The sequence below is a fragment of the Pseudomonas brassicacearum genome, from assembly GCF_003732265.1.
Taxonomy (GTDB): Bacteria; Pseudomonadota; Gammaproteobacteria; order Pseudomonadales; family Pseudomonadaceae; genus Aquipseudomonas; species Aquipseudomonas brassicacearum_D.
Genome location: NZ_MOBK01000011.1, coordinates 18526 through 30745 on the forward strand (window position 1 = coordinate 18526; position 12220 = coordinate 30745).

General features: G+C 60.4%; 12 protein-coding genes. 5 read left to right on the plus strand and 7 right to left on the minus strand.

Translation table 11 applies throughout. The features are described from left to right. Positions 1 to 6: 6 nt before the first annotated feature. A complete protein-coding gene (locus BK660_RS25320) occupies positions 7 to 957 on the plus strand; it encodes a DUF1853 family protein (RefSeq protein WP_123435609.1) in 951 nt (316 codons plus the stop codon). 115 nt (positions 958 to 1072) lie between these two features. On the opposite strand, the gene BK660_RS25325 is transcribed toward BK660_RS25320, so the two are convergent. Both BK660_RS25325 and BK660_RS25330 read right to left on the minus strand, forming a co-directional pair. After that, positions 1073 to 2356 (minus strand): arsenic transporter, encoded by a 1284-nt coding sequence (locus BK660_RS25325; protein WP_123435610.1) that lies wholly within the window; start codon positions 2354 to 2356, stop codon positions 1073 to 1075. A gap of 148 nt (positions 2357 to 2504) precedes the next feature. Then, positions 2505 to 3065 (minus strand): NADPH-dependent FMN reductase, encoded by a 561-nt coding sequence (locus tag BK660_RS25330; protein WP_027923395.1) that lies wholly within the window; start codon positions 3063 to 3065, stop codon positions 2505 to 2507. Positions 3066 to 3241: 176 nt separating this feature from the next. On the opposite strand from BK660_RS25330, the gene BK660_RS25335 reads away from it, so the two are divergent. Together BK660_RS25335 and BK660_RS25340 are read left to right on the plus strand one after the other, a co-directional pair. Next, positions 3242 to 3502 carry a hypothetical protein gene (locus tag BK660_RS25335; RefSeq protein WP_123435611.1) on the plus strand — a complete coding sequence of 87 codons (261 nt, stop codon included), beginning with the start codon at positions 3242 to 3244 and terminating at the stop codon, positions 3500 to 3502. Positions 3503 to 3590: 88 nt separating this feature from the next. Continuing rightward, positions 3591 to 4484 carry a LysR family transcriptional regulator gene (locus BK660_RS25340; RefSeq protein ID WP_123435612.1) on the plus strand — a complete coding sequence of 298 codons (894 nt, stop codon included), beginning with the start codon at positions 3591 to 3593 and terminating at the stop codon, positions 4482 to 4484. On the opposite strand, the gene BK660_RS25345 is transcribed toward BK660_RS25340, so the two are convergent. From BK660_RS25345 to BK660_RS25365, 5 genes are all read right to left on the minus strand, one after another. Beyond that, complete coding sequence (locus BK660_RS25345; protein WP_027923392.1) at positions 4450 to 5064, minus strand: GNAT family N-acetyltransferase; 615 nt, start codon at positions 5062 to 5064, stop codon at positions 4450 to 4452. The two genes, BK660_RS25340 and BK660_RS25345, sit on opposite strands and share 35 nt — an antisense overlap. Before the next feature lie 14 nt (positions 5065 to 5078). After that, on the minus strand, positions 5079 to 7334 hold the full coding sequence (locus BK660_RS25350; protein WP_123435613.1) for an Orn/Lys/Arg family decarboxylase: 2256 nt from the start codon (positions 7332 to 7334) through the stop codon (positions 5079 to 5081). A 117-nt stretch (positions 7335 to 7451) separates the two neighbouring features. Then, positions 7452 to 8210 carry a DNA polymerase III subunit epsilon gene (gene dnaQ, locus BK660_RS25355; RefSeq protein WP_123435614.1) on the minus strand — a complete coding sequence of 253 codons (759 nt, stop codon included), beginning with the start codon at positions 8208 to 8210 and terminating at the stop codon, positions 7452 to 7454. Between the two features lie 188 nt (positions 8211 to 8398). Continuing rightward, on the minus strand, positions 8399 to 8851 hold the full coding sequence (gene rnhA / locus BK660_RS25360; protein WP_008028618.1) for a ribonuclease HI: 453 nt from the start codon (positions 8849 to 8851) through the stop codon (positions 8399 to 8401). Positions 8852 to 8939: 88 nt separating this feature from the next. Continuing rightward, entirely contained in the window at positions 8940 to 9698 is a 759-nt protein-coding gene (locus tag BK660_RS25365; protein WP_123435615.1) for a methyltransferase domain-containing protein, read from the minus strand. Positions 9699 to 9763: 65 nt separating this feature from the next. On the opposite strand from BK660_RS25365, the gene gloB reads away from it, so the two are divergent. Together gloB and BK660_RS25375 are read left to right on the plus strand one after the other, a co-directional pair. After that, complete coding sequence (gene gloB / locus BK660_RS25370; RefSeq protein ID WP_123435616.1) at positions 9764 to 10531, plus strand: hydroxyacylglutathione hydrolase; 768 nt, start codon at positions 9764 to 9766, stop codon at positions 10529 to 10531. Positions 10532 to 10630: 99 nt separating this feature from the next. Further along, positions 10631 to 12076: a transglycosylase SLT domain-containing protein gene (locus tag BK660_RS25375; RefSeq protein ID WP_123435617.1), complete on the plus strand. Its 1446-nt coding sequence runs from the start codon at positions 10631 to 10633 to the stop codon at positions 12074 to 12076. The last annotated feature ends 144 nt before the right edge of the window (positions 12077 to 12220 follow it).

Sequence of the window (12220 nt, forward strand, 5' to 3'; positions counted from 1 at the left end):
CGCAAGATGATCCTATTTCCCGATTTGCTCTCGTTGCCCCATCAGTTGCGCCACCCCGAAGTGCGCGACCTGGCCTGGGTCATCCTCGCGCCGCCAATGCTCATCGACACGCCGTGGCCGCAGCGGCATCCGCTGGCCGGCAGCGACTGGGTGCAAGAACCGCAACGCCTGGAGCGCTGGCTGCGGCAACTGGACCGTGACAGTTATGACTTGCTGCACTGGCTGTCCCAGGCCCGAACCCGGCGCCTGGGCCTGTACTACGAACGCTTGTGGCAGTACGCGGTGCGTCACGCGCCAGGGATCGAGCTGATCGCCGCCAACCTGCCGATCCGCCGAGAAGGCCACACGCTGGGCGAACTGGACATGCTGCTGCGTGATCGCGACGGCGTGCATCACCTGGAACTGGCGATCAAGCTCTATCTGGGGCCGCAAAATGGCGACGGGCATGACGCCGCGCAGTGGCTCGGCCCCGGCTGTCATGATCGACTGGACCGCAAACTGGCGCATTTGGCTCAGCATCAACTGCCCATTTCCGCCCGCAGTGAAAGTCGCGAAGCGCTGGCGGCGCTGGATATCCAGCAGTTCAGCGCGCACTTGTGGCTCGGCGGTTATCTGCTGTATCCGTGGCCGGGACAGGCCGAGCCGCCCAGCGGTGCGCATCCGCAGCATTTGCGCGGTAGCTGGCTTCATCAGAAAGACTGGGCGGACTTTGTCGTGCAACGCCCCTCCGGTCGCTGGCAGCCCCTGCCCCGCCATGCCTGGCTGGCGCCGGCGCATTATCCTGCGGAGCAGACCTGGAGCGTCGAGCAATTGAGCGCGTGGCTCGGTGGCCTGGAGCCTTTGGCGCCGGCGCAGTTGATGGTGCGCCTGATCGAGAATGCCGAGGGGGATTGGGAGGAAGCGGAGCGATTGTTTCTGGTGGCGGATCTTTGGCCGAATGTGCCGGGTATTGGTTGAGGTTTTGTAGCGCCTGGACCGGCCTCTTCGCGAGCAAGCCCGCTCCCACATTGGACTTCGTTATGGCGCAGATCGAGTGTGGGAGCGGGCTTGCTCGCGAAGGGGCCGAAGCGGTCTAGATGGACAACCGCAAAGCCAACGCCGCCAATGTCACCAACAAAACCGGCACCGTCAACACCACCCCGACCTTGAAGTAATACCCCCACCCGATTTGGATACCCTTGCGCTCCAGCACATGCAGCCACAACAACGTCGCCAGACTGCCAATCGGCGTAATCTTCGGCCCCAGGTCGCTGCCGATGACGTTGGCGTAAATCATCGTCTCCTTCACCACACCACTGGCCTGACTGGCGTCGATCGACAGCAAACCGATCAGCACCGTCGGCAAATTGTTCATGATCGAAGACAGAATCGCTGTCAGCACGCCAGTGCCCATGGCCGCGCCCCAAACACCGTAATGGGCAAACCCGTCGAGCCAACCGGCCAGATACCCGGTCAGGCCGGCATTGCGCAGGCCATACACCACCAAATACATGCCCAGCGAGAAAATCACGATTTGCCACGGTGCTTCTTTCATCACCTTGCGCGTGGAAATCCTGTGGCCGCGGGCAGCAATACCCAGCAGCAACGCGGCGCACACCGCGGAAATGGCGCTGATCGGAATACCCAGCGGCTCCAGGGCAAAACAACCTACGAGCAGGATCACCAATACCACCCAGCCGGCATAAAACGTTGCCTTGTCATGGATCGCGGTGGCCGGTTGCTCCAGTTGTTCGGGGTCGTAATCCTTGGGAATGTCGCGCCGGAAGAACCACATCAGCATCGCCAACGTGGCCGCGACGCTCACCAGGTTGACCGGGATCATCACCGCCGCATAGCGGTTGAACGTGATGTGGAAGAAGTCGGCGGAAACGATGTTCACCAGGTTCGACACCACCAGCGGCAGGCTCGCGGTGTCGGCGATGAAACCGGCGCCCATCACGAACGCCAGGGTCGCCGCCGGGGAGAACCGCAGCGCCAGCAGCATGGAAATCACGATGGGCGTGAGGATCAGCGCCGCGCCGTCATTGGCGAACAAGGCCGAGACCAGCGCCCCCAGCAACACCATATAAGCAAACAGCTTGCGCCCGCTGCCCCGGCCCCAACGGGCCACGTGCAAGGCGGCCCAAGCGAAGAACCCGGCCTCGTCCAGCAACAGACTGATGATGATCAGCGCCACGAACGTACCGGTGGCATTCCAGATGATCTGCCACACAATCGGGATGTCACTCAACTGCACGACGCCGAAAATCAGCGCCAGCACGGCCCCGAAAACCGCACTCCAGCCCACGCCCAGGCCTTTGGGTTGCCAGATCACCAGGGTGATGGTCAGCAGGAAAATGAGTGAGGCGATGAGCATGCAAAGCAACCTTGCGCGGAAAAACAAACCGCGATTCAGCCGCAACGCACGAGCAGAGTAAAGCCCCATTTTCTACACACCACGATCCCGTAGCAGCTGACGAGCAGCGCGAGGCTGCGTTCGGCTGCTACAAGAGAGAAGGGTATTGTCAGACTTTTTTGTGTTGTTCGACCCATTTGCCGTAAGCATTGATGAAGCTCTGCAAGAACGGCTTCACCGACTCGGACAACTTTCCTGCCTCGTCAAACGCCGAGCCCGCCCCTCCGAGATAGGCTTCCGGCTGCTGCATGCACGGCACATCCAGAAACACCATGGACTGGCGCAAGTGGTGGTTGGCGCCAAATCCACCGACTGCACCCGGCGAAACACTGATCACCCCGCCCGGCTTGCCGCTCCAGGCGCTCTGGCCGTAGGGCCGCGATCCAACGTCGATGGCATTCTTCAAAGGCGCAGGTACCGAGCGGTTGTATTCCGGGGTGACGAACAGCACTGCGTCGGATGAACGTACTTGTTGCCGGAAAGTGCTGTAGGCTGCCGGCGGTGAAGCACCATCGATGTCTTCGTTGTAGAGCGGCAAGTCGCCGATTTCGACGATTTGTAGCTTGAGATTTGCCGGTGCCAGGTCAGCCAGGGCCAATGCCACCTTGCGATTGATCGATGCCTTTCTCAAGCTGCCGACCACGACGGCGATCGTATAGACGTTACTCATGGAAGATGTCTCGACTGTCCGATGGAAAGAACTTGTAGGTATAGATGACGAATCACCCAGCGGGCTCTGAATTTCACCGCCCCTGACTATTTTTTTCTTGTAGGAAAACTTACTTCGCCCAACCACGGTCTACAGAACCGAAAATTGAGTGATTTATCTCCAGAGGTTCTAAACAGATGGCAGCAGTACTTGTCGGTCAGTTCCATGCAAGAGATGCGGAAGGCCGCGTTTATTCCGTGCATGAGTTCCAGGAATCCACTCCGTCGGCAGACGGCCTCGGCGGCACGGAGCCTGTCACCACCTACAAACTGGCCATTGGCGATCGCGTCAAGAAGCTCGATGACAACCAGTTTCTGCTGGTTCAATCTGACGTGACCATCGTGCGTGAACCCGACACCTTCGTCGGCAGCGTGCCGGAAGCCAACGTCGCTTCATAACCCTGCGTTATGAGCAGAAGTCATATGCGCGCACTTGAGTTAGGATTCAGTCACTGATTCCCTCACCTGCTGAACATGGACTTCACGCATGCGTTTACGCCATATCGAAGTGATCCACGCGCTTGTGCAGACCGGTCACCTGGGCACCGCCGCCGAATGGCTGCAGTTGCCGGTGACCGAGGTTGAAGGCATTTTGCGCGAGGCCGAGGGTCAGTTGGGTTTCATGCTGTTCTCCAGCGTGCGTGGGCGCTTGCAGGCGACCCGCGAAGCGCGGGAGCTGGAAGCACAAATCACCCACGTCTACGAGGCGCTGGAGCCGGTCCAACGTCTGGCCGCCAGCCTTAAGCAGTACCAGGCCCCGCCCCTGCGCATCATCTGCACCCCGCCACTCGCTCAACAATTGTTGCCCCAGAGCATCGCCGCACTGCGCCGTCGCCTGCCCGATGCACCTTGCAGCCTGTTGAGCCAACCGACCCGCGAGATCATCAAATCCCTGTTGTTGCGCGAAAGCGACCTGGGGTTGAGCCTGCACGATCCTGATCACGCTGACATCCATTGCCAGGTGATCGCCCAAGGCAAGCTCCAGCTCCTGGCGCCCCATGGCTGGCTGCAACCCAAGCAGAAATACATTTCATTGCAGGACCTGGCGGGCCAGTCGATGGTCGGCCTCGAAGGCCACGATCCGCTGAGCCGTGCCCTGGAGAACAAATTGCAGGCGTTGCGCCCGGCCCCGGTGGTGCATATCCGGGTGCAGACGCATCAGATGATGCGCAGCATGGTCGAGGCCGGTGAAGGCCTGGCGATTGTCGACCCGTTTACCGCCCTGGGCGCCAAAACCGGCGGACTTGATGTGTGTCCACTGGCCCCGGCGGTGCCGGTCAGCCTCTACGCCCTGACCCTGAAAAACGGCGAGCCCGCCGCCGCTGTTCAGGCGCTGCTGGACATCGTTACGGAACAAGCCGCGGCGATGCTGGCGAACTGATCGGGTGTTCCAGCGCATTATCGAACAAGCGGTACCAGAATAGCGCCACTTCGGCGGTGTTCGGGTCGATCCCGCGATAGCGCAGATGATCCATCCCGCCAATCACGTAACCACAACGCTCATAGAGCCGACAGGCGCCAAGGTTGTTGTTCTGGGTTTCGAGCATGATGCCCGGCAATTTTTTCTTGCGACTCCAGAACTGAGCAACGTCCAGCAAGGCTTTGGCCACACCGTGGTGCCGCGCCGGAGCATGCACCGCCAGTTCGTCGATGTGAGCAAAGCCGTTCCAGTTGGTGCTGACCACCAGATGACCGACCGGCTCATCGTCGAGGTACGCCATGAAAATCGCACTGTCGGCGGCATCGCGAAAGCTGCTGAATTCTTCTGGGTCAATGCCGTAGCACTTTCGATAAGGGGTGATCGGCGTAATCAACCACTGTTCGACCGGTTTGCCGATTTCGGCGGCACCGTAGGCAGCCACTTCAAAACTGAAATCACTGCCCCAGATGTAGGCCGCAAAGCCGTCATCGGCAACACGCACCGAAAGGCCTGGGTACTTGGGATTAATGACAGGTTGCATACTGGGAAAGGTCCTCATTCCTTGATGCAATCGACGGTGTAGTGCCGTCCATTGCCCTCGTCCTCGTGTTGCAATCCATGCACATCGACGACGAATCCTGGGAAACTGCTATCAAACGTCCGTGCAAATGAAAGATAGTCGATGATTGACCGGGTCGACTCGGTGAACCGCTCACCCGGCATGATCAGTGGGATGCCTGGCGGATACGGAACCAGCATCACCGCAGCAATCCGCCCGTCCAGGGCATCGATCGACACCGCCTCCACCTCGCCCCGTACCAGATGATCATAGGCGTCAGCGGGCTTCATGACGATTTCCGGCAGCACGGTGTACATGCGCTTGAGGTGCTTGGCCGTGGCATTGCTGCGATAGCAGGCGTGCAGTTGATCGCACAAATCGCGCAGGCCCATGCCTTGATAGCGCCCGACGCCCTCTTGCGCCACACACGGCAGGCAGGTGGCCAGGCTGACATTGGCGTCGTAGCTGCGCTTGAACTCCAGCAACTCAGTCAGCAGCGTGCTCCATTTGCCTTTGGTGATGCCCATGGAGAACAACACCAGGAACGAATACAGCCCGGTCTTCTCGACCACCAGCCCGCGTTCCCAGAGGAATTTGCTGACTACCGCCGCCGGAATCCCGCGCTCGCTCAGCGCACCGCCCGCGGTCAGGCCGGGCATGACCAGGGTGACCTTGATCGGGTCGAGCAACACGTAATCGTCGGTGACACCGCCAAAGCCGTGCCAATCGGCATCGGGTTGCAACAGCCAGTCTTCGGTGACCACGCGATCGATGCCTTCCACCGACGGTGGCTGCCAGATGGAAAACCACCAGTCATCCGCCGCGATGTGCTGCCGCAGATTGGCCAGAGCACGACGAAAGCTCAGGGCCTCGTCGAACATCTCCTGCAACAGCGAACGGCCGGCCGGGCCTTCCATCATCGCCGAGGCTACGTCCAGCGAGGCAATGATGCTGTATTGCGGCGAGGTGGAGATGTGCATCATGAACGCTTCGTTGAAACGGTCGCGGTCCAGTTGCCGCGCGCCGCCGTCCTGGACATGAATCATCGAGGCCTGGCTGAAGGCGGCCAGCAATTTATGTGTGGAGTGCGTGGTGAACACCAGCGGGCCGTCTTCGCTGCGCGAGGTGCCCATGCCGTAGCGTCCGGCGAAAAACTCGTGAAACGCCGCGTAGGCGTACCAGGCCTCGTCGAAATGCAACACCTCGACGCTGTTGCCCAGGTTCTGCTTGATCAGCTCGGCGTTGTAGCAAAGACCGTCGTAAGTCGAGTTGGTGATCACCGCCAGTTTGACCTTGGGCGCTCGGCCCTTGGTCAGCGGGCTGGCGTCGATCTTGGCCTGGATCGATTCGCGGCTGAACTCGCTCAATGGAATCGGGCCGATGATCCCCAGTTCATTGCGCTCAGGGCACAGGTATAACGGGATCGCGCCGGTCATGATGATCGAATGCAATACCGACTTGTGGCAGTTGCGATCCACCAGCACCAGGTCATCGCGCGCGACCATGGAATGCCAGACGATTTTGTTGGCGGTCGAGGTGCCATTGATCACGAAAAAGGTGTGATCGGCGCCGAAATTGCGCGCAGCGCGGGCTTCCGCCTCAGCCAGTGGACCGGTGTGATCGAGCAACGAACCCAGTTCAGGCACCGATACCGATAAATCCGAGCGCAGGGTGTTTTCCCCGAAAAACTGGTGAAACGCTTGCCCGACCGGGCTCTTGTGATACGCCACGCCGCCACCGTGGCCAGGCGTGTGCCAGGAATAATTGGAGTCGGCAGTGTGTTGCACCAGCGCCTTGAAAAACGGTGGCAGTAGACCGTCCAGGTATTTGCGCGCGGCCCGGGCCACTTGCCGGGCCAGGAACGGCACGGTGTCTTCAAACAGATAAAGAATCCCGCGCAACTGATTGAGCTCGGCCATCGCGTCGGCCGGCGCATTTTCCAGCGTAACCTGTTCGCCGAGGGCGAAGATCGGCAGGTCCGGCGCGCGCACTCGCGCCAGGCCGATCAGTTCGGCCATGTTTTGCAACAAATGCGAGTGAGTGCTGGGGTCTTCGGCGGCAATCAACATGCAGGAGAGGCCGTGGTGGGTCGAGGCGACCAGTCGCCCTTCGGTGTAATCCACTGCCGAAACAATGCTGAAGCCTTCCTGTTCCAGCTCCCGGGCGATGCCCCGCACGCGATCACCGGCGACGGTGTCGGCCTTGATGTCGCGGTGGACGATCAGGACCGGGAATTTCAAATCTTTATACATGGGGCTCAGTGTCCTGAGGCGGCAGACCATGGCCTGCCAATACCCTCAGGGTAGAGGGTTGATGCGAATGTGGCGAGTACCGATGCCCCAAACTGGGTCACCGGCAACTGCTACAAATCAGGCCTGGGCCTTGGCATCCGCCAGTTGTTGCCACAGCGACGGGGCGCCGGCGGCTTTGGCGATGGCTTCCAGACGCGCGACATGCTGGGCCAGGTCATCTTCGCTGGCGCGGATGATTCGGGCGCGTGTGCGGTCGGCAGGCAAGCGGCGGATTTCGGTGGCGGAGTTGTCCGCGCCTTCGCCGGAGCCATTCCCGTCGGACGCATTGCCGGCCAGCGACAGGCTGGTCTGGCCGCCGGTCATGGTCAGGTAAACGTCGGCAAGAATCTCGGAGTCGAGCAACGCGCCGTGCAGTTCACGGCCCGAGTTGTCGACGCCATACCGTTTGCACAAGGCATCGAGGCTGTTGCGCTGCCCAGGGTGACGCTCCCGGGCCATCATCAAGGTGTCAAGGATCGAGCAGTGTTGCGTGATATCCGCACGCTCATGCTGGCCCATCAGGGCAAATTCGTTGTTGATGAAACCAACGTCGAACGCCGCGTTATGGATGATCAGCTGCGCACCTTTGATGAACTCGAAGAACTCATCAGCCACTTCGGTGAAGCGCGGCTTGCCCACCAGGAATTCGTTGGTGATGCCGTGGACGCCAATGGCGCCTTCGTCACTCTCGCGGTCCGGCTGCAGGTAAACGTGAAAATGCCGGCCCGTCAGGCGCCGACCAATCAACTCGACACAACCGATTTCGATAATCCGGTGGCCGTCGGTCACCGGCATGCCGGTGGTTTCGGTATCGAGTACAACGGATCTGGTGGCCATCAGTGCTCAGCTCTCAACGGGTCAATCGTGCAAAAGCGGCGATGTTAACACGCTCGCCTGGGTGTTTCAGAGAGACCGTATCGCGGCCTTCGCGAGCAGGCTCGCTTCCACATTGGATCTCCGGTGTTTGCAGATCCCTGTGGGAGCGAGCCTGCTCGCGAAGGCCGCAACTCGGTACATCGACAGAATCAGGCCTGCTTGTAGCCGCGCACTTCATCCACCCCGCGGTTGGCCAACTGGTCAGCCCGCTCGTTACCGTGGTGACCGATGTGCCCACGCACCCATTTCCAGGTGACGTTGTGGCGATTGACCTGCTCATCCAGCAACTTCCACAGGTCAGCATTTTTAACCGGCTCTTTCGCCGCTGTTTTCCAGCCGCGCTTCTTCCAGTTGTCCATCCACTCGTTGATGCCTTTCATCACGTACTGGGAGTCGGTCACCAGCAGCACGTCGCAGGAGCGCTTGAGCTCTTCGAGGCCACGAATCGCGCCCATCAACTCCATGCGGTTGTTGGTGGTGTTGGCTTCGCCGCCCCACAGTTCCTTTTCAACGCCTTTGCACACCAGCAGTGCGCCCCAGCCGCCGGGGCCCGGGTTGCCTTTGCAGGCGCCGTCGGTGAAGAGTTCTACGCTATCGCTCATGCCAATCTATCCAGAAATGCGGTGGCTCGCCGATCCGTGATCGACGATGCCCGAGGCCGGGACTGACCCGGCCGGGAAATAAAAGGTATTACGGGTCGATGCGACGGCGATTGACCTTGGCCATCGGCAAGGGAATCAGCTTGCCCATCGGTTCGCGCCGTTCCTGACGCAGTGGACGCAAACCCACGACAATCTTGCGCGCCACCAACAAATAGAAGCCACCGCCTGACAGTTGCCAGTCACCGGCCTTGCGCTCCCAACCGGCCAGACGAGTTTGCCAGGCGGGTGACGCAAGCGGCGGACGATAGCACCCGAAGCGGCGTTTCTCCAGCGCGAAACCCAGCAGGTTCAGCCAGTCGGCGACGCGTGACGGCGAGATGCAGCGCGCCTTGCGCAGGGCGTCATGGGCGAACACATGCCGCAGGCCCCAGGTGCTCCAGGGATTGATGCCGATGATCAGCAAATGCCCGCCGGGTCGCACGCTGCTCGCCGCTTCACGCAGCAAACCGTGGGGCGACAGGCAGAAATCCAGGCCATGCTGCAACACCACGACGTCGGCGGCGTGCTCGCTCAACGGCCAGGCTTGTTCTTCACATACGATTTCGACGCCGGGCAACGGCGCACCGAGGCGCACATTGCGCTGCACTTGCGGCGCCGACGGTGGCGTCTGGGCCGACGGACCGTAATGCACCAGGTAACCGCCGAAGAACCGCCCCAACTCGTCTTCGAGCATGCGGCGTTCTTCATCCAGCAAAAATTGCCCGATAGGGCCGGACAGCCATTCACGGGCCGCGCTGATCAATGTCAGCCACTCGGGATCAGCCTGAGCGAACGCTTTATCGGTCATTGCATTCTCCAACGCGCCAGGAAGTTCTAAGATGCGCCATTGTTTTCCGCTTGGCGAATCCGACGATGATACAGATCAGTGCCCTGCCCGCCTTCACCGACAACTACATCTGGTTGTTACAAGACCACCGCACCCAGCGCTGCGCCGTGGTCGATCCGGGCGACGCCGCGCCCGTGCAGGCCTGGCTTGCGGCACATCCGGGCTGGGTATTGAGCGATATTCTGATCACTCATCACCACCATGACCACGTCGGTGGTGTCGAGCAGCTGAAAAAAGCGACAAACGCGACCGTCTACGGCCCCGCCAGCGAATCCATCCCACATCGGGACGTCGCGCTCAAGGACAACGACCGGGTCAGCGTGCTCGGCTGGGACTTCGACGTGTACGCCGTCCCCGGTCATACCCTGGGGCACATTGCCTATTACCATCATGGCCTGCTGTTCTGCGGTGACACCCTGTTTGCCGCCGGTTGCGGCCGATTGTTCGAAGGCACGCCGGAACAGATGCACACCTCGCTGACACGCCTGGCCGCATTGCCCGAAGATACGCTGGTGTATTGCACCCACGAATACACCCTGAGCAACCTCAAGTTTGCCGCAGCGGTCGAGCCAGAAAACCGCGACACCGCCGAGCGTCTCGCCAAAGTGACCCAACAACGCCAGGCCGGGATCATGACCCTGCCGTCGACCCTGGCCCTGGAAAAGCTCACCAACCCGTTTCTGCGTGTTGACGAAACATCTGTTAAAGAAAAAGTGGACGAACGGAATGGCCCCTATAACCGGGCTCCGAGTGCGGTTTTTGCTGCGTTGCGGGCGTGGAAAGATACGTTCTAGGCCGTCATCCTATTGCAATGAAAATTCTGAATGGTTGACCGCAGGGGGTACCCTTTCTAGAATCGGCCGACATTTTTGCCCGGAACTTACTTCCAGCCAATGTCGTCACCTATTCGTAAAGCCATCAATTCAGACGCATTGACCCGCTTGGCTCAAGCCATCGCGGTGGCTGTGTCCGCCACTCTGGCGGGCTGTTCCAGCCATGTGCCGCAGACCGACGCGGCACATACCCCGAATATCGCCGCTCGCGCCAAGCAGAAACCGATCTGGCTCAGCGAAAAACCCTCGCCGCAAGTACCACAGGACGTCTGGGAGCGCATGCGCCAGGGCTTCCAGTTGCAGGACGGCCTGGGCGTCAACCCGCGTATCGAGCAACAGCGACTGTGGTTCGCCAGTAACCCGTCCTTTCTTGAAAACGCCGGCGAGCGCGGCAGCCTGTACATTCACTACATCATCGAACGCCTTGAAGAACGCAACATGCCGCTGGAACTGGCGCTGCTGCCAGTGATTGAAAGTGCCTACAACCCGATGGCCTATTCCCGGGCCGACGCGGTGGGACTCTGGCAATTCATCCCTTCTACCGGGCGTTACTACAACCTGCGCCAGACCCGAGCCTATGATGGCCGACGCGACATTACCGCCTCGACCACCGCGGCCATGGATTACCTGACGCGCCTGCACGACATGTTCAACGGTGACTGGCTGCTCGCCCTCGCCGCCTACAACGCCGGTGAAGGCACCGTCAGCCGGGCCATCGAGCGCAACGAAAGGCTCGGCTTGCCGACCGATTACTGGAACCTGCCGCTGCCGGCGGAAACTCAAGCGTATGTGCCGAAGCTGCTGGCCTTGTCGCAAGTGGTCCTGTCGCCCGAAGCCTACGGCGTGAACCTCAGCCCGATCGCCAACGAACCGTACTTCCAGGTCGTCGAAATCAACCAGCGCATGGACCTGTCCAAGGTTGCCGAAGTTGCCAACATCGACGAAGACGAACTGTTCCAGCTCAACCCGGCGTTCAAACAGCGCACCACCCTCGATGGCCCCCAGCACTTGCTGGTGCCAACGTCCAAGGCGCAGTTGCTGACCACCAGCCTGTCGACCATGCGTCCGGAAGAGTTGATCAGCAAGAAGCCTCGCAAACCGGTCTTCGAAGGCGCAGACGATGTACAACTCGCCAGCGTCAAGCGCACCACCTACCGGGTCAAACGCGGCGACAACCTCGGCACTATCGCCAAAGCCAACAAAGTCGACGTCGAAGACTTGCAACGCTGGAACAAGTTGTCGGGCAAGCACCTCAAGACGGGTCAGACCCTGGTGATGCAGGACACCACCAAGCGCAGCAGCGGTCGCGTCAACACGGTCGTGGCCGCCAACAGCAAAGCCGACAAAAAGAAGTCGCAGACCCAATACAAGGTCCAGCAAGGCGATTCGCTGTACATCGTCGCAAAGCGCTTCAATGTCGAGATGCAGCATCTCAAGCGCTGGAACCCGCGCGTTGGCCAGGCGTTGAAGCCTGGACAGATGCTGGTAGTGTCTTCGCCACGCTAAAAGGAGCCCCTGAATTCAGGGGCTTTTTTTTCCCGAAGGTTTTCACAATCCCCTGTAGCAGCTGGCGAAGCCTGCGTCCGACTGCGCAGCAGTCGTCAATTCAGGCGCCGCGGTGTTTCAGGAAAATAGCGGTCACCGGTTTAC